This is a genomic window from Burkholderia sp. BCC1977 (assembly GCF_905339595.1).
Lineage (GTDB): Bacteria > Pseudomonadota > Gammaproteobacteria > Burkholderiales > Burkholderiaceae > Burkholderia.
On sequence record NZ_CAJPGQ010000015.1, the window covers coordinates 102,027 to 126,710 of the forward strand.

Consider the following 24,684-nt stretch of genomic DNA (forward strand, 5'->3'; position numbering starts at 1 on the left):
CGCGGCCGGGTGCCGCGGCACGCGCGCCGGCCGCCCGAGCCGGCTGCAAGCGGCCGGGCCGCCCTGCCCGTCAATCGGGGGACAGATGCAAAGCCGGCGTTGCCGCGGCCTGGGGCCGGGATCCGGCGTGTCGCTGGCAAACCACTGCGCTCAGCCGCCCGCAGCGGGCGCGAGCGCGTGCAGCGCCTGCGCGACCAGCTCGGCCGCACCGCCGATGACGATCGCGAATCCGACGATACGCCGCGCCCACTCGGCCGGCGTGAACGCGGCGCGCATGTTCAGCATCATTTGCGTCATGGTCGTCACTCCTTCGACAAGACCTTGAATCGGAAGAAAAAACGGCCGGTCGTGCGACCGGCCGTTTCACGTTACAGCGTGACTGCGTTATCGCATCGCGACATTCATGCGAGGTCGAAGCGGTCGAGGTTCATCACCTTGTTCCAGGCCGCGACGAAATCGCGCACGAACTTCTCGTTCGCGTCCGAGCTGCCGTACACCTCGGCCAGCGCACGCAGCTGCGAGTGCGAACCGAAGATCAGGTCGACGCGCGTGCCGGTCCACTTGACCTGGCCCGTCGCCCGATCGCGCCCTTCGAACACGTCGTTCGCGGCCGACGCCGGCTTCCACTCCGTGCCCATGTCGAGCAGGTTCACGAAGAAGTCGTTGGTCAGCGAGCCCGGACGATCGGTGAACACGCCGTGCTTAGCGTCACCGACATTCGCGCCCAGCACCCGCAGGCCGCCGACCAGCACCGTCAACTCCGGCCCGCTCAGCGTCAGCAGCTGGGCCTTGTCGACCAGCAGCGCTTCGGCCGGCGTCTTGTACGCGCGCTTCAGGTAGTTGCGGAAACCATCCGCAACCGGCTCGAGCACGGCCATCGCCTCGATGTCGGTCTGCTCCGACGATGCGTCCATCCGGCCCGGTGCGAACGGCACCGTCACCGCGACACCCGCGTTCTTCGCGGCCTGTTCGACGCCGGCCGCACCGGCCAGCACGATCAGGTCGGCGAGCGACACCTTCTTGCCGCCCGTCTGCGCATCGTTGAACGCCTTCTGCACGCCTTCGAGCGTCTCGAGCACCTTCGCGAGCGCCGCCGGCTGGTTCACTTCCCAGTCCTTCTGCGGTGCCAGGCGGATACGCGCACCGTTCGCGCCGCCGCGCTTGTCCGACCCGCGGAACGTCGAGGCCGACGCCCATGCGGTCGACACGAGCTGCGCGACCGACAGGCCCGACGCGAGCACCTTCGCCTTCAGCGCCGCGACGTCCGCGTCGTCGATCAGCTTGTGGTCGACGGCCGGGATCGGATCCTGCCACAGCAGTTGCTCGGCCGGCACGTCCGGGCCGAGATAGCGCGCACGCGGCCCCATGTCGCGGTGCGTGAGCTTGAACCAGGCGCGCGCGAACGCGTCGGCGAACTCGGCCGGGTTCTCGTAGAAGCGGCGCGAGATCTTCTCGTAGGCCGGATCGAAACGCAGCGACAGGTCGGTCGTCAGCATCGTGGGACGATGCTTCTTCGCCGGATCGAACGCATCCGGAATCACCTCGTCGGCGCCCTTCGCGACCCACTGGTGCGCGCCGGCCGGGCTCTTCGTCAGTTCCCATTCGTAGCTGAACAGGTGCGTGAAGAAGTCGTTGCTCCACTTCGTCGGCGTCGACGTCCAGGTGACTTCAAGGCCGCTCGTGATCGCGTCGCCGCCCTTGCCCGATGCGTACGTGCTCTTCCAGCCGAGACCCTGCTGCTCGATGCCCGCGGCTTCCGGCTCGGGGCCGACGTCCGATGCGGGGCCCGCGCCGTGCGTCTTGCCGAACGTGTGGCCGCCGGCGATCAGCGCGACCGTCTCTTCGTCGTTCATCGCCATCCGCGCGAACGTCTCGCGGATGTCGCGTGCCGCCGCGACCGGGTCGGGGTTGCCGTCCGGGCCTTCCGGGTTCACGTAGATGAGGCCCATCTGCACGGCCGCGAGCGGATTCTCGAGGTCACGGTCGCCCGAGTAACGGCTGTTCGGGCCGCCGCTCAGTTCCAGCCAGATCTTTTCCGAACCCCAGTAGACGTCGTCCGGTTCCCACGTGTCGACCCGGCCGCCCGCAAAACCGAAGGTCTTGAAGCCCATCGATTCGAGCGCGACGTTGCCGGTCAGGATCAGCAGGTCGGCCCACGAGATGTTGCGGCCGTACTTCTGCTTGATCGGCCACAGCAGCCGGCGTGCCTTGTCCAGGTTCCCGTTGTCCGGCCAGCTGTTCAGCGGGGCGAAGCGCTGTTGCCCGCCGCCCGCGCCGCCGCGGCCGTCGGCGGTCCGGTACGTGCCGGCGCTGTGCCAGGCCATCCGGATGAACAGGCCGCCGTAGTGGCCGAAGTCGGCCGGCCACCAGTCCTGCGACGTCGTCATCAGCGCCTGCAGGTCGCGCTTCACCGCCGCGAGGTCGAGCTTCTTGAACGCTTCCGTGTAGTCGAAATCCTGGTCCATCGGATCGGACAGCGCCGAGTGCCGGTGCAGGATGTTCAGGTTCACCTGGTTCGGCCACCAGTCCTTGTTCGACGTGCCGCTGCCTGCGGTGTGATTGAACGGGCACTTCTTTTCGTTCGACATGCGTTTTCTCCTAGGCTTGCTCATGTGCCCCCACCGACCGGGCCCGGCATCGTGCCGCGCGCGGTTCCTGGGGTGTCATTGCGGGGGTAAGAAACGGAACAGGTTGATCCTCCTGTCGTACTACGGGATGTCGTGCGGGGCCTTCGGTGCGCGTTCCCGTTGCGAAGCGCCGCAGGCGGGGCGCTCCAGGAATCGGCGACCGGCCGGCGCTGCGCCGGCGGTACGTGCGGTTTTCCGGACTACGGACATGCAATGCTCCCTCATGGCTGGACAGCGGGTGAATCGGGGGAACACAGAACCGGTGTGCGGCGGCGCTCAGCCACCATACACGCGGTCCGCCAGGTACGCGAACGCAATCGGGCGCAGGCTGCGGGCCGCGGCCCTCGCGCGATTGACGACCTCGTCGCGCGACGGGATGTTCCGCTGCACGTGCTGCAATACCGACCGCATCATGACATCCTCCTTTGACGCTTGCATTCAGCGTGCGGACCAGGCTGTCGATCCGACGCCGATCCATGTCAACCATTCTAGTTGCACCTATCAAATACTTGAATTTAATTAATTTAATCTATGCGATAGAGAAAAATAAACGGGGTCGCAAGACCCCGTTTATTGGCCAGGCTGAGGCGCGCGGCGCCCCGCTCAGTTCATCGTCGCCGGCATGTCGAGCTTCGCGACGCCCGGCAGCTCGCATGCGGCGATCGCCTCGCTGATCGCGTCGATCGCCGGCATCCGCGTGAAGCTCTTGCGCCACACCAGCACGACGCGGCGATCCGGCACCGGTTCGTTGAACGGCACGTACGACAGCAGTTCGGCGTCGGGGCCGTTCGCGCGCGGGCCGATCTCGGCAACCGACATCCGCGGCAGCACCGTGATGCCGACACCGCTCGCGACCATGTGGCGAATCGTTTCGAGCGACGAGCCCTCGAAGGTCTTCTGGATGCCGTCGGCCGTCTGCGAAAAGCGCATCAGCTCCGGGCACACGCCGAGCACGTGGTCGCGGAAGCAGTGGCCGTTGCCGAGCAGCAGCATGGTTTCCTGCTTCAGGTCCTCGGCGTCGATCTCGTTGCGCTTCTCCCACGGATGGCCGGCCGGCAGCGCGACGACGAACGGCTCGTCGTACAGCGGCCGCACCATCAGGCCGGTCTCGGGGAACGGCAGCGCCATGATCGCGGCGTCGATCTCGCCCTGCTTCAGCAGTTCGAGCAGCTTGAGCGTGTAGTTCTCCTGCAGCATCAGCGGCATCTGCGGCACGCGCTGGATCATCTGCTTGACGAGCGTCGGCAGCAGATACGGCCCGATCGTGTAGATCACGCCGAGCCGGAACGGGCCGACGAGCGGGTCCTTGCCCTGCTTCGCGATCTCCTTGATCGCGAAGGTCTGCTCGAGCACGCGCTGTGCCTGCGTGACGATCTGGTCGCCGATCGGGGTCACGCTCACTTCGCTCGCGCCGCGCTCGAAAATCTGCACGTTGAGCTCGTCTTCCAGCTTCTTGATCGCCACCGATAGCGTCGGCTGGCTCACGAAGCATGCTTCGGCCGCGCGACCGAAATGCCGTTCGCGCGCGACCGCGACGATGTATTTCAATTCAGTCAGGGTCATTGTGGGTCAATCAGGGATATACAGGCGATAGGTTTAATTTATACACCCGTTGGCACCGGTTCGCCAAGTTTCTCTGTATCTCGATGCGCCGAATCAGCGCTGAATGGCGGTTTTAAATCCGACTCCGAGTGCGCGAATCAGGCCTTCAGATACTGCTCGCGCGCGCCGAGCCAGCGTGCGAGATGCTGCGTGACCACGTCGGGATACGCGGCGATCAGTCGCGCCGCCGCGTCGCGGGCCGGGTCGATCAGCCAGCCGTCGGTCTCGAGGTTCGCGAAGCGCAGCATCGCCGCGCCGGACTGGCGCGCGCCGAGGAATTCGCCGGGGCCGCGGATTTCGAGATCGCGCCGCGCGATCTCGAAGCCGTCGGTCGTCTCGCGCATCGTCTTCAGCCGCTCGCGGCCGGTCAGCGACAGCGGGCCCGTGTACAGCAGCACGCACACCGACGCCGCGGTGCCGCGCCCGACGCGGCCGCGCAGCTGGTGCAGCTGCGCCAGGCCGAAGCGCTCCGCGTGCTCGATCACCATCAGCGACGCATTCGGCACGTCGACGCCGACCTCGATCACGGTCGTCGCGACGAGCAGTTGCACGTCGTTGCGCGTGAAAGCCTCCATCACGGCCGCCTTGTCGGCCGGCGACAGCCGTCCGTGCACGAGCCCGACCTTCAGCTCGGGGAGTGTCGCGGCCAGCGTCTCGTAGGTCTCGACGGCCGTCTGCAGTTGCAGCGTCTCGCTCTCCTCGATCAGCGGACACACCCAGTACACCTGGCGGCCGGTCAGCGCGGCCTCGCGCACGCGCGCGATCACCTCCTCGCGCCGCGCGTCGCCGACGAGGCGCGTCAGCACCGGCGTGCGGCCCGGCGGCAGCTCGTCGATCGTCGACACCTCGAGATCGGCGTAATACGTCATCGCGAGCGTGCGCGGAATCGGCGTGGCCGACATCATCAGCTGGTGCGGCTGGAAATCGCGTGCGCCGTTGGCCGCGTTCGCGGCCTTCGCGCGCAGCGCGAGACGCTGCTCGACGCCGAAGCGGTGCTGCTCGTCGACGATCACGAGGCCTAGCCGCGCGAATTCGACCGTGTCCTGGATGATCGCGTGCGTGCCGATCACGAGCTGCGCGGTGCCGAGCGCCGCGGCCTCGATCGCCGCGCGCTTCTCCTTCGCCTTCAGGCTGCCCGCGAGCCACGCGACCGATACGCCGAGCGGCTCGAGCCACGCGCGCAGCTTGCGCGCGTGCTGTTCCGCGAGGATTTCGGTAGGCGCCATCAGCGCGGCCTGGTAGCCGGCATCGATCGCCTGCGTCGCGGCCAGCGCCGCGACGACCGTCTTGCCGCTGCCGACGTCGCCCTGCAGCAGCCGCTGCATCGGGTGCGCGAGCGTGAGGTCGTGCGCGATCTCGCCGACGACGCGCGACTGCGCGCCCGTCAGCGTGAACGGCAGCGCCGCGTAGAGACGCGTCGTCAGCGCGTCGGCATCGGTCGCGGTGCGGCGCGGCATCGCCGGCGCCGCGCGCGTGCGGCGCTCCTCGTGCGCACGCTTGAGCGACAGCTGCTGCGCGAGCAGTTCCTCGAACTTGATGCGCGTCCACGCAGGATGCGAGCCGTCCATCAGCGCGGCTTCGTCGGAATCGACGCCCGGGTGGTGCAGGATGCGCACGGCCTGCGCGAGCGTCGGCACGCCGAGCGGCTTCAGGTAGTCGCGCTCGATCTCGGGCGGCAGCAGCTCGGGCAGCGGCGTGCGCTCGACCGCGTTCTCGATCGCCTTGCGCAGATATGCCTGCGACACGCCGGCCGTGCTCGGATAGACGGGCGTGAGCACCTGCGGCAGCGGCGCATCCGCCTCGACGACGCGCACCGCCGGATGCACCATCTCCATCCCGAAGAAGCCGCCGCGCACGTCGCCGCGCACGCGCAACCGCTGGCCGACGGCCATCTGCTTGACCTGCGAGCCGTAGAAATTGAGGAAGCGCAGCACCAGCAGCTCGCCGTCGTCGTCCTGGATCTTCACGACGAGCTGCCGACGCGGCCGGTACGCGACCTCGTTGTCGAACACGACGCCTTCGGCCTGCGCGATGCCGCCCGGCAGCAGTTCGCCGATCGGCGTGAGCGTGGTTTCGTCCTCGTAGCGCATCGGCAGGTGCAGCACGAGATCGATCGAGCGCGTGAGGCCGAGCTTCGCGAGCTTGTCGACGGTCTTCACGGGTTTGTCGGCGGCCGGCTTCTTCTTGCCTTTCGCGCCGGATGGCCCCGCTGCACTCGCCGCGCCCGCTGCGTCGCCGCCCGCGCCCGGCTCGACGTCGGGCGCGGCGGCGGCCGGCTGCGCGAGCCGGCCGTCGGCGCCGCGCTTCGGGCCCGCGCGGCGCGGCGCGGCACTGCGCGGCGGCTCGCGCTCCCCGGCGCTGCGCGCGGGTAACGCGGCATCGTCCGCGTCGAACGGATCGGCGGAATCGGCAACGGCGGCGGTGGAACGGCGTGGTGACACAGGCATCGGATCGTCTGGGTGCTTCGCAAGGCAAGTACAATAGCGGCTTTCACGTCGTCCGAACGAACGACGCCGGCCAGGCCGCGCATCCCGCCATCATAGCGGCTCGCGCGCCCCATTTATGCGTTTCCGCCCTGTCGGCGGCGCCCGCCGGCCGTTTCGAACCAGCCCGCATGTTCACGCTTTCCGATTTCGATTTCAATCTGCCGCCCGAGCTGATTGCGCAAACCGCGCTGCCCGACCGCACCGCGAGCCGCCTGCTCGAGGTCGACCGCACCGTCGAGCCCGCGCGCCTCGTCGACCGCCGCTTCGCCGAGCTGCCGTCGTGCATCGCGCCCGGCGACCTGCTCGTGTTCAACGATACCAAAGTGCTGAAGGCGCGTTTCTTCGGCCAGAAGGCCAGCGGCGGCAAGATCGAGGTGCTGATCGAGCGCGTGACCGGCACGCACACCGCGCTCGCGCAGATCCGCGCGAGCAAGTCGCCGGGCGCCGGCACGACACTGCGCCTCGCCGACGCGTTCGACGTGACGGTCGGCGAGCGCGTCGAGCCGTTCTTCACGCTGCATTTCCCGGCGCCGTGCCTCACGCTGATCGAGCAGCACGGCCGCCTGCCGCTGCCGCCGTACATCGAGCACGACGCCGACGCGAACGACGAGACGCGCTACCAGACCGTCTACGCGAGCAACCCGGGCGCGGTCGCGGCGCCGACGGCCGGGCTCCATTTCGACCAGCCGCTGCTCGAGCAACTCGACGCGATGGGCGTCGAGCGCGCGACGCTGACGCTGCACGTGGGCGCCGGCACGTTCCAGCCGGTGCGCGTCGAGAACCTCGCCGAGCACCGGATGCACAGCGAGTGGTACGACCTGCCGCAATCGCTCGTCGACAAGATCGCCGCGACCCGCGCGCGCGGCGGCAACGTGATCGCGGTCGGCACGACGTCGATGCGCGCGCTCGAAGCCGCGGCGCGCAGCGCCGACGCAGCGGGCCGCCCGCTCGCGGCGACGCAGGCCGAGACCGACATCTTCATCACGCCCGGCTACGCTTTCCGGGTCGTCGACCGGCTCGTCACGAACTTCCACCTGCCGAAGTCGACGCTGCTGATGCTGGTGTCCGCGTTCGCGGGCGTCGAGACGATCCGCGCCGCGTACCGGCACGCGATCGACGAACGCTATCGCTTCTTCAGCTACGGCGACGCGATGCTGCTCACGCGGCGCGACACGCCGGAGGCGCCGCGCGCGTAAGCGCGGCAGGTGCGAAGACGCGCCGGCCTGCGATTGCGCAGCGGCCGTTGCGCTTCGCGCTATCGCACGCCGCGCTGTTGTCCCCGCGCTGTTGTCCCCGTTTTCCTGCGGTACGCGCTACGATGACGCGCCCCGCTTTTCCCCGCCGGCGGTTGCCCGGCGGCGTTTCCAACATGCGCCGGACTTGCGATCCGGAGTCAGCGCTTCAGCGCATACTCCGGTCCCATGCAAAGCTTTCTCCGGTGGCAAGGAGCACGACACGATGACCGAAGGTTCATCCCACGACACGCACGCGCCCGTGCAGGACCGCCCGGCGAACGGGCTCGAATTCGAACTGCTGACGACCGACGGCCATGCGCGCCGCGGCCGCGTGAAGCTCAACCATGGCGTGGTCGAGACGCCGATCTTCATGCCGGTCGGCACGTACGGCACCGTGAAGGCGATCCAGCCGCGCGAGCTGCACGAGATCAAGGCCCAGATCATCCTCGGCAACACGTTCCACCTGTGGCTGCGCCCCGGCCTCGACACGATCGACGCGCACGGCGGCCTGCACGGCTTCATGGGCTGGAACAAGCCGATCCTGACCGACTCGGGCGGCTTCCAGGTGTTCTCGCTCGGCGACCTGCGCAAGATCACCGAGGACGGCGTGACGTTCGCGTCGCCGATCAACGGCGACAAGCTGTTCCTGTCGCCGGAAGTGTCGATGCAGATCCAGAAGGTGCTGAACTCCGACATCGTGATGCAGTTCGACGAATGCACGCCGTACGCGACCGACGGCGTGCCGACCACGCACAAGGAAGCGGCCGAGTCGATGCGCATGTCGCTGCGCTGGGCGAAGCGCTCGCTCGACGAGTTCGACCGGCTCGGCAACCCGAACGCGCTGTTCGGGATCGTCCAGGGCGGGATGTTCGAGGACCTGCGCGACGAATCGCTCGCGGGCCTGTCGGAGCTGGGCTTCCACGGCCTCGCGATCGGCGGGCTGTCGGTCGGCGAGCCAAAGGAAGACATGATGCGGGTGCTGCAGCACGTCGGCCCGAAGCTGCCGGCCAACAAGCCGCACTACCTGATGGGCGTCGGCACGCCGGAGGACCTGGTCGAGGGCGTCGCGAACGGCATCGACATGTTCGACTGCGTGATGCCGACCCGCAACGCGCGCAACGGCTGGCTGTTCACGCGCTTCGGCGACGTGAAGATCCGCAACGCCACGCACAAGAACGCGCTGAAGCCGCTCGATGCGAGCTGCACGTGCTACACGTGCCAGAACTTCTCGCGCGGCTACCTGCACCACCTGCACCGCGTCGGCGAGATTCTCGGCGCGCAGCTCAACACGATCCACAACCTGCACTACTACCTGCAGTTGATGAGCGAGATCCGCGACGCGATCGAGACCCATACGTTCGACGCGTTCCGCCAGCGCTTCGCGGAGGATCGCGCGAGAGGGGTCGACTGACCGGCCGGCGGGCCGCGCGGCTGCCCGCAGCGCCGCCCGCACCGCAACAAGTCACATAGGACGTGTACTAAATAACGCGTCCCGACTGCCAGTCACGACCGCCAAATATTACAATTGCCTTTCCAGACGAGCCGCAACGGTGCCGTTTCATGCTTTAACAGCTTGATCCGAAAGCGCATTTGCCGAGCCGTTTGCGCATGGGGCCGGTGGTAGAATAACCGGCTTATTTTTCGATCTTCCCCTACGGAGAGACCAACGTGCCGTTCATTTCCAATGCCTTCGCGCAAGGTGCCGGTGGCGCCGAATCGAGCCTGATGAGCTTCCTGCCGCTCATCCTGATGTTCGCGGTGCTGTACTTCATCATGATCCGTCCGCAGATGAAGCGCCAGAAGGAACACCGCAACATGCTCGCGGCCATGGCGAAGGGCGACGAAGTCGTCACGAGCGGCGGCCTCGTCGGCAAGGTGACGAAGGTTACCGAAGGCTACATCGGCGTCGAAATCGCCGAAGGCACCGAAATCACCGTGCAGAAGGCTGCCGTCACGACCATTCTGCCGAAGGGCACGATCAAGTCGCTGTAAGGCTTTCACCGAGCGTCCGGCTCCCCGCGCCGTGCCCGCCTGAGAGAGCGGGCCGCCGCGGCGCCGGACGCGACGCTTTCACGCCAACCACCCGTTCGGCCCCCTCATGAATCGTTATCCACTCTGGAAATATGTCGTGATGGTCGTGGCGCTCGCCATCGGCCTTCTGTACACATTGCCCAACTTCTTCGGCGAAGCGCCGGCGGTGCAGGTGTCGAGCGGCAAGGCCACGGTCAAGCTCGACTCGACCACGCTGACCCAGGTCGAATCCGCGCTCGCCTCCGCGCAGATCACGCCGGACGACGTCACCTTCGAGAACACGGCGTCCAACGCGAACATCCGCGTGCGCCTGAAGGACACCGATACGCAGCTGCGCGTCAAGGACCTGCTGCAGAAGTCGCTGAACGCCGATCCGAACGATCCGCAGTACGTCGTCGCACTGAACCTGCAGAGCGCGTCGCCGCGCTGGCTGACCGCGCTGCACGCACTGCCGATGTATCTCGGCCTCGACCTGCGCGGCGGTGTCCACTTCCTGCTCCAGGTCGACATGACGGGCGCGCTCACGAAGAAGCTCGACTCCGACGCGTCCGACGCCCGCACGCTGCTGCGTGACAAGAACATCCGCGACGGCGGCGTGAGCCGCGTCGACCAATCCGTCGTCGTCAACTTCAGCGATGCGCAAGCGGCGGAAGACGCCCGCAAGGTGCTCGCCGCGTCCGTCACCGAACTGCAATGGGCGACCCAGCCCGGCGGCGGCGGCACGCAAGTCGTCGGCACGTTCACGCCGGCCGTGCAGAAGGCCGTCGAGGACGCCGCGCTCAAGCAGAACCTGACCACGCTCCACAACCGCGTGAACGAACTCGGCGTGTCCGAGCCGATCCTGCAACAGCAAGGCAGCGACCGCATCGTCGTCGAACTGCCGGGCGTGCAGGACACCGCGAAGGCGAAGGACATCATCGGCCGCACCGCGACGCTCGAGGCGCGCCTCGCCGATCCGATCAACACCCACCCGAACCCGAACGACCCCGTGCCGCCGGGCGAGGAGCTGTTCACGCAGGGCATCCAGGCGCCCGTGCTGCTGAAGAAGGACGTGATCTTCACCGGCGACCGCATCATCGATGCGTCGGCGGGCTTCGACGAACACCAGCGTCCGTCGGTCAACATCCGCCTCGACTCGGCGGGCGGCCGCTCGGTGCGCACGGTGTCGCGCGACAACATCGGCAAGCCGATGGCGATGGTGCTGTTCGAGAAGGGCAAGGGCGAGGTGCTGACGGTCGCGACGATCCAGTCCGAACTCGGCGACCGCTTCCAGATCACGGGCCAGCCGACGCCGCAGGCCGCGGCCGACCTCGCGCTGCTGCTGCGCGCCGGTTCGCTCGCCGCTCCGATGGACATCATCGAGGAACGCACGATCGGCCCGAGCCTCGGCGCGGACAACATCAAGATGGGCGTCCACTCGGTGATCTGGGGCTTCTGCGCGATCGCCGTGTTCATGATCGCGTACTACATGCTGTTCGGCGTGATCTCGGTGATCGGCCTGTCGGTGAACCTGCTGCTGCTCGTCGCGGTGCTGTCGCTGATGCAGGCGACGCTGACCCTGCCGGGTATCGCGGCAATCGCGCTCGCGCTCGGTATGGCGATCGACTCGAACGTGCTGATCAACGAGCGCGTGCGTGAAGAACTGCGCGCCGGCCAGCCGCCGCAGCTCGCGATCCAGTCCGGCTACGCGCACGCCTGGGCGACGATTCTCGACTCGAACGTCACGACGCTGATCGCCGGCCTCGCGCTGCTCGCGTTCGGCTCGGGCCCGGTTCGCGCGTTCGCGATCGTGCACTGCCTCGGCATCCTGACGTCGATGTTCTCCGCGGTGTTCTTCTCGCGCGGGATCGTCAACCTCTGGTACGGCGGCCGCAAGAAGCTGAAGTCGCTCGCGATCGGCCAGGTGTGGAAGCCGGAAGGCGCCACGGCCGGCGCATCGTTCACTGCGGCCGACGAGTCGACCGACACCGCGCGCGCCGCGACGCTCGCCGCGCCCGCGAAGAGCAACGCACCGCGCACCGGCAAGCCGCAGCTGCGCAACCGTGCGCAGCAAGGCGTGTCGCCGAAGAAACCGGGCTCGACCCAATAAGGCCCCGGAGACGAAGCCATGGAATTTTTCCGCATCCGTAAAGACATTCCGTTCATGCGGCACGCGCTGGTGTTCAACGTGATCTCGCTGGTCACGTTCCTCGCCGCCGTGTTCTTCCTGTTCCACCGCGGGCTGCACCTGTCCGTCGAATTCACCGGCGGTACGGTGATCGAGGTCCAGTACCAGCAGGCCGCGCAGCTCGAACCCGTGCGCGACACGCTCGGCAAGCTCGGCTACGCCGATGCGCAGGTGCAGAACTTCGGCACGTCGCGCAACGTGCTGATCCGCCTGCAGCTGAAGGAAGGCCTCACGTCCGCGCAACAGAGCGACCAGGTGATGACCGCGCTGAAGGCGCAGAGCCCCGACGTGTCGCTGCAGCGCGTCGAGTTCGTCGGCCCGCAGGTCGGCCGCGAGCTCGCGACCGACGGTCTCCTCGCGCTCGCGTGCGTGGTGATCGGCATCGTGATCTACCTGTCGTTCCGCTTCGAATGGAAGTACGCGGTCGCCGGCGTGATCGCCAACCTGCACGACGTCGTGATCATTCTCGGCTTCTTCGCGTTCTTCCAGTGGGAGTTCTCGCTGGCGGTGCTCGCGGCGATCCTCGCGGTGCTCGGCTACTCGGTCAACGAGTCGGTCGTCATCTTCGACCGGATCCGCGAAACGTTCCGCCGCGAACGCAAGATGAGCGTGCAGGAAGTGATCAACCACGCGATCACGACCACGATGTCGCGGACGATCATCACGCACACGTCGACGGAAATGATGGTGCTGTCGATGTTCTTCTTCGGCGGCCCGACGCTGCACTACTTCGCGCTCGCGCTGACGGTCGGCATCATGTTCGGCATCTACTCGTCGGTGTTCGTCGCGGGCTCGCTCGCGATGTGGCTCGGCATCAAGCGCGAAGACCTGATCAAGGACAAGAAGACCGCGCACGATCCGGACGATCCGAACGCGGGCGCGCAGGTTTAAGCGCCGCGTCGCTTCGGCTGATACCGGAAGGCCGGTCCCTCGTGGACCGGCCTTTTTTCATGCGCGCGCCGCTGCCCGCTTCCGCCCGCGCGACGGCGCAGGCCGTCGGCTACAATCGCTTCACCGTCCCGCCCCGCCAACCCGTCGAAGCCGCGGTCCTCATGATGCCTGCCACGCGTATCGTTCGTCGCATCGTCGCCCGGAGCACCGGTGCAGCCGCCGCGGCTGCGTTCGTTGCATGCGCATCGTCGGGCGCGCTCGCACAATCCGGGTCCGCGCCGCCCGCGGCTGCGTCCGCCGTCCCGCCCGCGGCCGCTGCTGCCGCCGCATCGCAACCGTCACCCTGCCCGCCCGACTGGGAACCGCAGCTCTGCCAACTGAAGGCCGCGGTCGAGGTGCTGAAGAAGCAGCACCTGACCGACATCGATATCGGCGCGCTGCTCGACGCCGCGACTCACGACGGAATCAAGACGCTGCCGCACGCAGGCTTCCTCAACGCCAAGGAAGAGCAGGAACGGCGCGACGACGAGCGCCGCGCGCGCGACGGCACGCCGGGCATCGGCATCGTGTTCGAGACGCGGCCCGACGGACTGCACATCATCGACGTGATCCCCGACGCGCCCGCGGAAAAAGCCGGCGTGCGTCCGGACGATCTCGTCGTCGCGATGAACGACCAGAGCGTCGTCGGCCTCGACAGCGGCGAGGTCGTGAAACTCGCGAAGGGCGACACGGGCGTGCCGCTGAAGCTCACGGTCCGGCGCGGTCCGAACCATGCGACGCTGACCCTCGCGCCGGTCCGCGCGATCGTCCGGCCGCACCCGGCGACCACGAAGCGGCTCGACGGCGACATCCTGTACACGCGGCTGGCGAACTTCCCGGAACCCGTAATCGGCAACTATGTCGACGCGGTGCAGGCCGCGCGCCGCGCGGGGCCGCCGGTGAAAGGCGTGATCCTCGACCTGCGCATCAACGGCGGCGGCGCGCTCAATGGGGCGATCGGCATCACCGCGCTGTTCGCCGGGCGCGACCGCACCGCAATGGTGACGCTCGAGCGCGACGGCACGAAGCGCCGCCGCTTCACGACCAACTGGCCCGACTACGAACTGCCGGTCATGCACGGCCAGGATCCGCTCGCACCGTTGCAAGCCGACGACTGGTGGCGCACCGTGCCGCTCGTCGTGCTCGTGGACGGACAGAGCGCGTCCGCCGCCGAAGCGACCGCGGCGGCCCTGAAGGATCTCGGCCGCGCGCGGCTGCTCGGGATGCCGACTTATGGGAAGGGTCTCGCGCAGACCGGCGTCGACCTGATCGACGGCACGCGGCTCAATTTCACGTTCGCGCGCAACCTGCGGCCGAACGGCTGCCCGATGGACGGCTACGGCGTCGTGCCGGACTGGCTCGTGCCGCCGCGCCGCGACTCGGACGTCGACGGCGTGCTGCTGTGGTATCGCGAAGTCGATCTGGCCCGCGCGCCGTATGCGGACCGGCTGGCGCCCGATCCGTTCGCGCAGGTGCGCAAGGCGCGGCAGAAACTACGCGAAGCACGCGTGCGCGCGAAGATCGATACGGCGAAGAGCGCGGCGCTGCCGCAGCGCGAATTCGGCACGGCCACCGACTGGCAGCTCAGGCAAGCGCTCAATGCGCTCGCCGGTCGCCCCGTGCAGACGATCGACGCACCTGCGCAACTGATGCCGGCGCAGCCGGTATGCGAACGCGGCAGCGACTGACGCGCCGCCACCACGCGTCCCGTCACCGGAACCCGAACCGCCTGCGCAACACGACCAGCGCCGCGAGGCTCACCACGGCCGCGAACATCAGGTAGAAGCTCGGCGCGGTCTTCATGCCGGTCGCGCGGATCAGCCACGCGATGATGAACGGCCCGAAGCCGCCGAAGATCGTCACCGCGACGTTATACGCGAGCGACATCCCGGTCGTGCGCGTCTGCACCGGAAACACTTCGGACAGCAGCCCCGGCAGGGCCGCGAAATAGCCGGTCATCAGGAACGCGAGCAGCACCTGCAGCGCGATCAGCGTGCCGAAGCCCGGATGCGCGACGAGATACGCGAACGCCGGATAGATCAGCACGAGAATGCCGACCGCCGGCGCGACCATCACGCGCACCCGGCCGTAACGATCCGACCAGTGGCCGACGAGCGGCGCGAACGCCATCTGGATCACGCCGACGACGAGGATCGCCGCGAACGCGGCCGACGGCGCGAGACCGAGCTGCTTCACGCCGTAGGTCGGCATGAACAGCACGAGATAGGTCGAGACGGTGCCGAGCACCACCACGCCCATCGCGGCGACGAGCCGCGCCTTGTGCGACGCGAACGTGTCGCGCAACGGGCTCGCGGTGCTGCCGGCCGCGAGGAATTCGGGCGTCTCGTCGACCTTCGAGCGGATGTAGTACGCGACGGGCCCGAGCAGCAGCCCGAAGAAGAACGGGATGCGCCAGCCCCACGCGGCCATCTGGTCGGCGGTGAGCTGCGCGTTCAGCACGGTGCCGAAGCCGGCCGCGAGCAGCGTCGTGAGCCCCTGGCTCGCGACCTGCCAGCTGGCGAAGAAACCGCGCCGGCCGGGCACGTGCTCGGCGAGGAACGCGGTCGCGCTGCCGAATTCGCCGCCGGCGGAGAAGCCCTGCATCAGCCGCGCGGCGACGAGGATCAGCGGCGCCGCGACGCCGATCGTCCGGTAGGTCGGCAGCACCGCGATGACCAGCGTGCCGGCCATCATCAGCAGGATCGACAGGGTGAGAGCGGCCTTGCGGCCCGCGCGGTCGGCGTACGCGCCGAGCACGATCGCGCCGAGCGGGCGCATGAAGAACGACACGCCGAACGTGCCGAGCGTGAGCAGCAGCGACACGGTGTCGTTGCCGGCCGGAAAGAACAGCTTCGAGATCGTCACCGCGAAGAAGCCGTAGACAACCAGGTCGAACCACTCGAGCGCGTTGCCGATCGACGCGGCGACCACCGCGCGCCACACGCGCGGCGACGAGGCAATGGAGCTGGACTGCGTGACGGCGTGCATCGGCGATCTCCTTGTCGTTGTACGTTCTGTCCGACGCGTCCGTTCTCGCGTCGCGAGCTGTGGCGACGATTATAGGCGCGCAAAAAAAACCGCCGCGCCCCCGGAGAACGGGAGCGCGGCGGCTGGCACGCGACGGGCCGGCGGCGTGACGCGGCGGCCGGCCCGGCCGGGTGCGTTACTGCTGCTTGACGGCTTCGGCCGTGATCAGCAGCTTCGTCTTCATCTTGAAGCCGTACTGCTTGCCGTAGTCGAGGCCGAAATCGTCGCGGCTGAATTCGCCGACCGCGTCGACGCCGCACACTTCACGCTTGAGCATCGGATGCGGCATGCACTTCAGCGAGTCGATCTTCAGCGTCAGCGGCTTCGTGACGCCATGCATCGTCAGGTTGCCGACCACCGACACCGGCTTGTCGCCGTCGAACTTGATGGTGCCCTTGTAGTTCGCCTGCGGGAACTTGGTCGCGTCGAAGAACTCGGCCGTCTGCAGGTGCTCGTCGAGCTTCGCGCTGCCCGTGTGGATCGACGCGACGTCGGTCGTCACTTCGACCGTACCGGTCTTCGCCGCGCGGTCGAGCGTCACGGTGCCGCTCGACTTGTCGAACTTGCCGCGCCAGACCGACAGGCCGCCGAAGTGGTCGGCCTCGAAGCTCGGGTACGTGTGGCTCGGGTCGAACTGGTACGTCGCGCTGTCGGCGAATGCCGAGAACGACAGCGAGGCGGCCAGCGCGCCCGCGGCGATGATCAGATGCTTTTTCAAACTCTTTCTCCTTGGAACAGCGCCGCGCCCTCGCGCGGCATTCGGGTGATGCGACAGCCCGCCGCTTACTTCGTGGCGACGAGATGGAACTTGATCTGCACTTCGTCGGCGACGATCGACGTGTCCTTCCACTCGCCGGTGCCGACGTTGAACGCCGAACGCTTGATCGGCAGCACGCCGTCGAAGGTCTGCGTCGCGCCGCTCTGCGTGACCGTGACGGGCACCGTGACGGTCTCGGACTTGCCCTTGATCGTCAGCTTGCCGGTCACGTTGTACTTGTTGCCGCCGGCCGGCGCGATCGTCGAAGACGCGAAGGTCGCCTGCGGATACGCCTTCGCGTCGAACCAGTCCTTGCCCGTGACCTGCTCGTTGTACATCTTGTCGCCGAGGTCGAAGCTCGCGATGTCGATCGACATCTGCGCGCTGCCCTGCGCGGCCTTCGCCGGGTCGAACTTCACCTGCGCGGAGAACTTCTTGAATGCGCCTTCGGTCGGCACGTTCATCTGCTTCGACACGGCGGACACCTTGCTCTTCGCGAGATCGACGTCGGCGTGCGCCGCGGCCGACGCGACAAGCGACACCGCGGCGAACGCGGTCAGCATGGAGCGGGAGAAAGACACTTTCATGGGATCCTTCATTTGGCAGAGGGGAGCATCCGCGACAGCAGGCCGTCGCGGTCCAACAACTGATGCTTGAGCGCCGCGAGCACGTGCATGGCGACGAGTGCAAGCAGAATGTAATTCAAAGTCACGTGCAGCGTCTTGAAGGTTTCCTTCAGCACCGGATCGGGGTCGATCAGGCGCGGCAGCGGCACGATGCCGAGGTAGACGACCGGGATGTTCGACGCCGAGCTGTACAGGTAGCCCGTCACCGGAATCACGATCATCAGCACGTACAGCAGCATGTGCACGCCGTGCGACACCGCACGCTGCCACGCCGGCGTGTCGCCCGGCAGCGGCGGCGGCACGTGCGTCGCACGCCACAGCACGCGCACCACGGCCAGCGCGAACACCGTCACGCCGATCCACTTGTGCCACGAGAAGTACTTCAGCTTCGTCGGCGTGAAGCCGGGGATGTCGGTCATCACCCAGCCGAGTGCGAAGCCGCAGACGATCAGCAGCGCGATCAGCCAGTGCAGCGCGATCGCGGTGTGCGCATAGCGTTCCGGCGCGGCCGGCGGCGATTTCGATACCATCTTGGATTCCTCAGTTGAGCGAACGGCTGCGCCGGCAAACTCGTCCGACGCTTGTCAAGGGCGCCATGCTACCGCAACCTTTTGTCACGCGCGGACTCTGAGGACAGGCGCGCCAGCCGGCTGCCATGTTTACGCCATGTTACCGACCGGTCACCCGGCAACCGAACGTTGACACGTCGAAAAAGCCGTTTTGGTAAGATTGGCGCGGGTTCCGGCCCCGCCGACGCGTCCCCCGCCCGTCGCACAACCGCTTTTCCCATGCAACGACACGACCTGATTGCCTGCCACGAATGCGACGCACTGTTGCATAAACCGCACCTCGCGCGCCGCGAAATCGCGCGCTGCCCGCGGTGCGATGCGCTGCTCTATCGCGACAGCACCACGCAGATCGAGCGGATCAGCGCGCTTGCGGTCGCGGCGCTCGTCACGTTCATCATCGCGCAGGCGTTCCCGATCCTCGAAATGGACCTGAACGGCACCCGCGTGCAGACGACGCTGATCGGCGCGATCGATGCGCTGTGGCGGCAGGACATGGCGATCGTCGGCGTGATGGTGTTCTGTTCGACCGTGCTGTTCCCGCTCGTCGAGATGGCCGCGCTGCTTTACGTGCTGCTGCCGATCCGGCGTGGCGTCGTGCCGCCGGGCCTCAACTTCGTGCTGCGCACGATCCAGCTCGTGCGGCCGTGGGGGATGATCGAGGTGTTCATGCTCGGGATCCTCGTGACGATCGTGAAGATGGTGAGCCTCGCGCGCGTCGTGCCCGACGCGGCGCTGTTCGCGTTCGGCGCACTCACGCTGATGACCGCCGTCGTGCTGATGTTCGATCCGCGCACGCTGTGGGACATGGCCGACGAACTGCGCGCCGGGCGCTCGCCCGCGCGGCCCGGCGACACCGCGCCGCTGCCGGAAGCCCCCCGCCGATGACGATGCCGACCGCCGCCCGCGAGGGCTACGCCAGCTGTCACGCATGCGGGCTGGTGCAGACGATCGACCATCCGCACGCGCATTGCGCGCGCTGCGGCAGCACGCTTCACGTCCGCAAGCCGAACAGCATCATGCGGACGTGGGCGCTGCTGATCGCGGCCGCGATCCTCTATATTCCGGCGAACCTGCTGCCGATCATGCGCACGTCGTCGATCGTCGGCTCGCAGGAAGACACGATCATGAGCGGCGTCATCTATTTCTGGACGTCCGGCGACTGGCCGCTCGCGGTCGTCGTGTTCGTCGCCAGCATCCTCGTGCCGATGCTCAAGCTCGGCGTGCTGACGATCCTCGTCAGCAGCGCGCAGCGGCGCGCCGCGTGGCGGCCGCTGCAGCGCACGCGCCTGTTCCGGATCGTCGAGCGGATCGGCCGCTGGTCGATGCTCGACATCTTCGTCGTGACGCTCACCGTCGCGCTCGTCCATTTCCGTTCGCTCGCCGTCATCACGGCCGGCCCCGGCGCGCTCGCGTTCGGCTCGGTCGTGATCCTGACGATGCTCGCGTCGATGCAGTTCGATCCCCGCCTGATCTGGGATCCAGTCGAAACCTCAGGGAAACACCATGAATAGTCCGCAAGGCCCGCAGCACGACGCGTCCCGGCCTCCCGATCCGGCGATCTCGACGAAAAGCGGCTGGCTGCCGTCGCTCGTCTGGCTCGTGCCGCTGATCGCCGCGCTGATCGGCATCGGCCTCGTGATCAAGTCCGTGCGCGAGCGCGGCCCGGAAATCTCGATCAGCTTCCACAGCGCGGAAGGGCTCGAGCCGGGCAAGACGCAGGTCAAGTACAAGGACGTCGAAATCGGCATGGTCAAGACGATCAAGCTGTCGAAGGACCTGTCGCGGGTGCTCGTCGAGGTGCAGCTGAAGAAGGAAGCCGAGGACTTCGCGATCAAGGGCTCGCGCTTCTGGATCGTGCGTCCGCGCATCGGCGCGACCGGCGTATCGGGCCTCGGCACGCTGCTGTCGGGCGCGTATATCGGCGTCGATGCCGGCCACGGCCAGGACACGCAGACCGACTTCACCGGCCTCGAGACGCCGCCGGCCGTGACCGGCGACCAGAAGGGCACGCAGTACGTGCTGCGCGGCGATTCGCTCGGCTCGGTCGACATCGGCTCGCCCGTCTACTACCGCCGCGTGCAGGTCGGCCAGGTGGTCGGCTTCTCGCTCGACAAGGACGGCACGGGCGTCACGTTCAACGTGTTCGTCAATGCGCCGTACAACCAGTACGTCGGCATGAACTCGCGCTGGTGGCAGGCGAGCGGCGTCGATCTGCGGCTCGATTCGAGCGGCCTGAAGCTGAACACGCAGTCGCTCGCGACGGTGATCCTCGGCGGCATTGCATTCCAGACGCCGCCGAACCAGGGCAGCGGCGCGACGGCGCCGAACAACACGACCTTCCGCCTCGGTTCCGACGAGACCGACGCGATGCGCGATCCGGACGGCCAGCCGCTGCAGGTCGTGATGAACTTCAACCAGTCGCTGCGCGGGCTCGCGGTGGGCGCGCCGGTCGACTTCCGCGGCATCGTGCTCGGCGAAGTGACGAACATCGGCATCGACTTCGATCCGAAGACCAAGAACTTCCTGATGCCGGTGACGATGAACGTGTATCCGGAGCGGCTCGGCCCGCGCTTCCGCGAAACCATCGAGAGCAAGGGCGAACCGGCCCGCCGCGAGATCGTCGAGCGCCTGGTCCAGCACGGGCTGCGCGGCCAGCTGCGCACCGGCAACCTGCTGACGAGCCAGCTGTACGTCGCGCTCGACTTCTTCCCGAAGGCGCCGGCCGCGAAGATCGACACCGCGCGCCAGCCGCTCGAGCTGCCGACCGTGCCGAACACGCTCGACGAACTGCAGCTGCAGGTCGCCGACATCGCGAAGAAGCTCGACAAGGTGCCGTTCGACCAGATCGGCGCGAACCTGAACAGCGCGCTGTCGAATGCCGACAAGCTGTTCAAGCAGCTCGACACGCAGGTCGCGCCGGAAGCGCGCGACACGCTGTCGGCCGCGAAGCAGACCTTCTCGACCGCCGAGGCGACACTGCAGCAGGATTCGCCGCTGCAGTCCGACGTGCGCGGCGCGCTGAAGGAACTCACGCGCACGCTGCAATCGCTGAACGCGCTCGCCGACTATCTCGAGCGCCACCCCGAATCGCTGCTCAAGGGCAAGCCAGGAGATCAACCATGACGACGACACGCGTGAACGTCCTCGCGAGCGGCGCGGCAGCAGTCTTCGCCGCGCTCGCGCTCGCCGCGTGCAGCTCGCCGCCCGCGCGGTTCTATACGCTGAGCCCGGCCGACGCCGCGGCGCCCGTGCGCACCGCGCCCGCCAACCCGCCGTTCCTGATCGAGGTGCCGTCCGTCGGCGTGCCCGAACAGGTCGCGAAGAACCAGCTCGTCGTGCAGAAGAACGCCGCGCAGGTCGACGTGCTCGAGCAGGAGCGCTGGGCCGCGCCGCCCGCCGACGAGATTCGCCGCGCGCTGTCCGACGACCTCGCCGCTCAGCTCGGCACCATCGACGTCGCGAATTCCGCGTATCCGGCCGGCGTGCCCGTCTATCGGATCAGCGTGAACGTGCAGCGCTTCGAGTCGTGGCCGGCCAAGCGTGCGGCAATCGATGCGGTGTGGAGCGTGCGCGCACTCGGCACGCAGGCGGTGATGACGTGCCGCACGAGCGTCGCGGAACCGGTCGCCGACGGCTACGACGCACTCGTCGCCGGCCACCGGCGCGCGCTCGGCGTGATTGCATCGCAGGCCGCGTCCGGCGTGCGCGCGATGGCCGCACGGCGCGGTGCGACGCCCGCGTCGACGGCCTCCGGCAACAAGACGGGCGCCGCGGCCGCCGCACCCGTCGTGCCCTGCCCGGCCAATCCGGCGCCCGGCGGCGACGCGGGCGCGACCGGCAAGTCCGGCGCGTAAGCACGGCGCGCGGGCCGGCGTCCGATGCCTGCGCGCCTGCGACTGCATGCGGCACGCGCCGCCCGATAGTCATCGTCGGGATCGATCCGCCGGCGCGCTCAACCGCGCACGCGGATCCGCCGCCCTCGCCGCCCTGCCGCCCTCGCCGCCCTGTCGCCCCCGCCGCGACGGCCGACGCTGCACGGCATCCATCGGCCGGATGGCCGCTTTGCATTGTTTGTCAAAATCCGCCGGAACCCGCGCTACGCCCTACGGTCGGCTTGCGTTTTCGCGCCCGATTGACGATCCTACGCACTTTCCGGCTCGCGCCGCCTGTCGTGCGCGCCAGCCGGCGGCGGTCCGCCCGTTGTGTCCGGTCCGATCGCCGCGTCTCCCGGGGCTCGCACGCGTGTCCGCGTGCACCGCATCGGGGCAGCCGCATCGCGGGTCGCCGTGCATCGTCCGCGCACCCGGCCAGCCTCACCGTTCTCTCCGGCGCCGCGCCGTGTCCCCGGCCGGCATCCCGAACCCGCCCGTCCAGGGCTTTCGCTATCCCGTTTATGTTTCGTTCCCTGACGACCCTGATCAAGAAGTGGCGCGCGTCGCGCAATGCGGGCCACCAGCTCGATGCGCTGCTCGCGCATGCCGACGCGGATGCGCCATACGCCGAGCGCAGCGAATGGCTGATCGAGCTCGCGCACTGGCTGCGCCGCAACGGCGCGATGCAGGCCGCGCACGACACGCCGGCCGAACACGACGCCGACACGCGCGCGTATCCGGCGCACGCTCGGCTGCGCTACCTGTTCCACGTGCTCGACCGCAATCCCGCCTGGAAATCGCACGCCGCGCGCATCCTGCGCGGGATCCTGCGCGAATGCGACGGCATCTCGCTGCTGTGCGACGCGGGGATGCCCGTGCATTCCGGCTTCTTCGGCGCGCTGTTCGAGCGCATCGACTCGTCGCTGATCCCGCCCGCGCCGAACCGCCGCGAGCTGACGGCGCTGTTCACGCTGATGTTCCCGACGCCGGAAGACGCGCAATGGATCGACGCGCTGCCCGAGGACCTGCTCGCGCGCCTCGCCGAACTGATCTCGTTCGACGTCACCGACGAAGAACGCCACGAGCCCGGCTCGTTCTCGCGCGACCTGCTGGCCGCGCTGCACAACCTGACCTGCCAGATCAGCTCGACCGGCCTGTCGCAGACGGTGCGCAGCCGCCTGTCCGACGACGACGCGCGCAAGCCGCTGGAACGCCAGCCGCTCGAAACGCAGCCGTTCTACCGCCTCACGCGCGCGATGCTCGCGGTCGAGACCGCGCACGCGGCCGTGGAGGACGGCGGCGACCCGAGCAAGCTGCTGCACGAGGTGAACTACCTGCGCGTGCTGCTCGACGAATGCCGGATCGCGGTCGACGACGTGTTCGCGCACCTGTACCGCAACGGCGTATCGGTCGACATCGTGTTCCAGGTCGAACGGATGCGCATGCGCATCCTGCGCGCGGAAATGCTGCTCAATGCGTGGATGGCACGCGACGACCTGCGCGGGATGGCGCGCCTGACGGCCGAGCTGGTCGACGCGAACCAGAACAGCCAGAGCGTGTCGCACCTCGTGCGCAGCAACTTCTCGCTGTTCGCGCGCAAGCTCGTCGAAACCAACGCGGACACCGGCGAGCACTACATCTCGCGCGGCCGCGCCGAGTACCTGAAGATGCTGCGGATGGCCGCGGGCGGCGGCCTCGTCACCGTCGTGACCGTGTGCGTGAAGTTCGCGATCACGGGCGCGCACCTGCAGTCGATGCTCGAAGGGCTGCTCGCGGGCGTCAACTACGCGGCGAGCTTCATGCTGATGCACTTCCTGCACTTCACGCTCGCGACCAAGCAGCCCGCGATGACCGCGCCGACGCTCGCACGCGAGCTCGACGACACCGGTCACGAGGAAGGCGTGAAGACGTTCGTCGCGTCGGTGATCGCGCTGATCCGCACGCAGGCCGCGGCGATCTCCGGCAACGTGCTCGTCGTGCTGCCCGTGTGCCTGCTCGTGCAGCTGTTCGCGGGCAACCTGCTGCACGCGAACCTGATCTCGCCGGAAAAGGCGCACGCGACGCTGCATTCGTTCTCACTGCTGGGCCCGACGCCGTTCTATGCGGCGCTCACGGGCGTGCTGCTGTGGGCGTCGAGCCTGCTCGCGGGCTGGGCCGACAACTGGTTCGTGCTGCACCGGGTCGGCGACGCGCTCGCGTACAACCGCCGGCTGCGGCTCACGCTCGGCGCATCCGGCGCCGCGAAGCTCGCGCACTTCTGCCGCTCGAACGTCGCGGGCGTGGTCGCCAACGTCGGCCTCGGCCTGATGCTCGGCCTGATCCCGGCGATCGTCACCGTGTTCCTGTTCCCGTTCGAGGTGCGGCACGTGACGCTGTCGGCCGGCTCGATCGGGATCGCGCTCGGCGTGCTCGGCAAGAACGCGCTGGGCACGCCCGAGCTGTGGTGGGCCTGCGCCGGCGTGCTGAGCATGGCGATCCTCAACGTGCTCGTGAGCTTCGCGCTCGCGTTCACGATGGCCGTACGCTCGCGCAGCCTGCGCCGCACCAAGGTGCGCGCGCTGGTCGGCGCGATCGTCCGCACGGTGCTGTCGAAGCCGTCCGCGCTGTTCTGGCCGGCCAACACCCCGGCCGCGCGCGCCGGCCAGCCGGGCTCGCACTGACCGTTCGACGGCGGCGCGCCGCCGGGGCGGGCGCCTTCCGCATGGCCCCACAGGCAGGCCGTCGCGGCCGCCGCACCGGCGCCGGCGCACCGAAT

Annotated in this window: 20 protein-coding genes; 11 read left to right on the forward strand and 9 right to left on the reverse strand. The window is 68.2% G+C overall.

Annotated features, from left to right (window positions below; genetic code table 11):
• Positions 1-150 precede the first annotated feature (150 nt).
• From U5771_RS15160 to recG, 5 genes are all read right to left on the reverse strand, one after another.
• The gene (locus tag U5771_RS15160; protein WP_322024728.1) at positions 151-297 is read right to left on the reverse strand and encodes a hypothetical protein; all 147 of its coding nucleotides are present in this window, start codon (positions 295-297) and stop codon (positions 151-153) included.
• A gap of 104 nt (positions 298-401) precedes the next feature.
• The gene (katG, locus tag U5771_RS15165) at positions 402-2,588 is read right to left on the reverse strand and encodes a catalase/peroxidase HPI (RefSeq protein WP_322024729.1); all 2,187 of its coding nucleotides are present in this window, start codon (positions 2,586-2,588) and stop codon (positions 402-404) included.
• A gap of 315 nt (positions 2,589-2,903) precedes the next feature.
• The gene (locus U5771_RS15170) at positions 2,904-3,041 is read right to left on the reverse strand and encodes a hypothetical protein (RefSeq protein ID WP_322024730.1); all 138 of its coding nucleotides are present in this window, start codon (positions 3,039-3,041) and stop codon (positions 2,904-2,906) included.
• Positions 3,042-3,230: 189 nt separating this feature from the next.
• Positions 3,231-4,190, reverse strand: a complete 960-nt coding sequence (locus U5771_RS15175; protein ID WP_059535381.1) for a hydrogen peroxide-inducible genes activator — start codon at positions 4,188-4,190, stop codon at positions 3,231-3,233.
• Between the two features lie 137 nt (positions 4,191-4,327).
• A complete protein-coding gene (recG, locus tag U5771_RS15180; protein WP_322024731.1) occupies positions 4,328-6,676 on the reverse strand; it encodes an ATP-dependent DNA helicase RecG in 2,349 nt (782 codons plus the stop codon).
• Between the two features lie 167 nt (positions 6,677-6,843).
• Between recG and queA the strand changes: the two genes are divergently transcribed.
• The 6 genes from queA to U5771_RS15210 all read left to right on the forward strand — a co-directional run bounded on the left by queA (position 6,844) and on the right by U5771_RS15210 (position 14,766).
• A complete protein-coding gene (gene queA, locus U5771_RS15185; RefSeq protein WP_322024732.1) occupies positions 6,844-7,911 on the forward strand; it encodes a tRNA preQ1(34) S-adenosylmethionine ribosyltransferase-isomerase QueA in 1,068 nt (355 codons plus the stop codon).
• A 262-nt stretch (positions 7,912-8,173) separates the two neighbouring features.
• Positions 8,174-9,361, forward strand: coding sequence for a tRNA guanosine(34) transglycosylase Tgt (gene tgt, locus U5771_RS15190; RefSeq protein WP_322024733.1), 1,188 nt, complete (start codon positions 8,174-8,176; stop codon positions 9,359-9,361).
• Between the two features lie 257 nt (positions 9,362-9,618).
• Positions 9,619-9,942, forward strand: coding sequence for a preprotein translocase subunit YajC (gene yajC / locus U5771_RS15195; protein ID WP_006476868.1), 324 nt, complete (start codon positions 9,619-9,621; stop codon positions 9,940-9,942).
• 106 nt (positions 9,943-10,048) lie between these two features.
• A complete protein-coding gene (secD, locus tag U5771_RS15200; RefSeq protein ID WP_322024734.1) occupies positions 10,049-12,070 on the forward strand; it encodes a protein translocase subunit SecD in 2,022 nt (673 codons plus the stop codon).
• Positions 12,071-12,088: 18 nt separating this feature from the next.
• On the forward strand, positions 12,089-13,039 hold the full coding sequence (gene secF / locus U5771_RS15205) for a protein translocase subunit SecF (protein ID WP_322024735.1): 951 nt from the start codon (positions 12,089-12,091) through the stop codon (positions 13,037-13,039).
• A 161-nt stretch (positions 13,040-13,200) separates the two neighbouring features.
• Positions 13,201-14,766 carry a S41 family peptidase gene (locus U5771_RS15210; RefSeq protein WP_322024736.1) on the forward strand — a complete coding sequence of 522 codons (1,566 nt, stop codon included), beginning with the start codon at positions 13,201-13,203 and terminating at the stop codon, positions 14,764-14,766.
• A 22-nt stretch (positions 14,767-14,788) separates the two neighbouring features.
• Here U5771_RS15210 and U5771_RS15215 read toward each other — a convergent pair whose 3' ends face one another.
• The 4 genes from U5771_RS15215 to U5771_RS15230 form a co-directional block, all read right to left on the reverse strand.
• On the reverse strand, positions 14,789-16,066 hold the full coding sequence (locus U5771_RS15215; protein WP_322024737.1) for an MFS transporter: 1,278 nt from the start codon (positions 16,064-16,066) through the stop codon (positions 14,789-14,791).
• Between the two features lie 175 nt (positions 16,067-16,241).
• On the reverse strand, positions 16,242-16,823 hold the full coding sequence (locus tag U5771_RS15220) for a YceI family protein (RefSeq protein ID WP_322024738.1): 582 nt from the start codon (positions 16,821-16,823) through the stop codon (positions 16,242-16,244).
• Between the two features lie 65 nt (positions 16,824-16,888).
• Entirely contained in the window at positions 16,889-17,449 is a 561-nt protein-coding gene (locus U5771_RS15225; protein WP_322024739.1) for a YceI family protein, read from the reverse strand.
• A gap of 8 nt (positions 17,450-17,457) precedes the next feature.
• Positions 17,458-18,018, reverse strand: a complete 561-nt coding sequence (locus U5771_RS15230; protein ID WP_322024740.1) for a cytochrome b — start codon at positions 18,016-18,018, stop codon at positions 17,458-17,460.
• A gap of 258 nt (positions 18,019-18,276) precedes the next feature.
• Between U5771_RS15230 and U5771_RS15235 the strand changes: the two genes are divergently transcribed.
• From U5771_RS15235 to U5771_RS15255, 5 genes are all read left to right on the forward strand, one after another.
• Positions 18,277-18,942, forward strand: coding sequence for a paraquat-inducible protein A (locus U5771_RS15235; RefSeq protein WP_322024741.1), 666 nt, complete (start codon positions 18,277-18,279; stop codon positions 18,940-18,942).
• A complete protein-coding gene (locus tag U5771_RS15240; protein WP_322024742.1) occupies positions 18,939-19,568 on the forward strand; it encodes a paraquat-inducible protein A in 630 nt (209 codons plus the stop codon). Before U5771_RS15235 ends, U5771_RS15240 begins: the two co-directional genes overlap by 4 nt.
• Entirely contained in the window at positions 19,561-21,180 is a 1,620-nt protein-coding gene (locus tag U5771_RS15245) for an intermembrane transport protein PqiB (RefSeq protein WP_322024743.1), read from the forward strand. Before U5771_RS15240 ends, U5771_RS15245 begins: the two co-directional genes overlap by 8 nt.
• The gene (locus U5771_RS15250; RefSeq protein ID WP_322024744.1) at positions 21,177-21,911 is read left to right on the forward strand and encodes a PqiC family protein; all 735 of its coding nucleotides are present in this window, start codon (positions 21,177-21,179) and stop codon (positions 21,909-21,911) included. Before U5771_RS15245 ends, U5771_RS15250 begins: the two co-directional genes overlap by 4 nt.
• A 539-nt stretch (positions 21,912-22,450) precedes the next feature.
• Positions 22,451-24,589: a site-specific recombinase gene (locus U5771_RS15255; protein ID WP_322024745.1), complete on the forward strand. Its 2,139-nt coding sequence runs from the start codon at positions 22,451-22,453 to the stop codon at positions 24,587-24,589.
• Positions 24,590-24,684 lie beyond the last annotated feature (95 nt).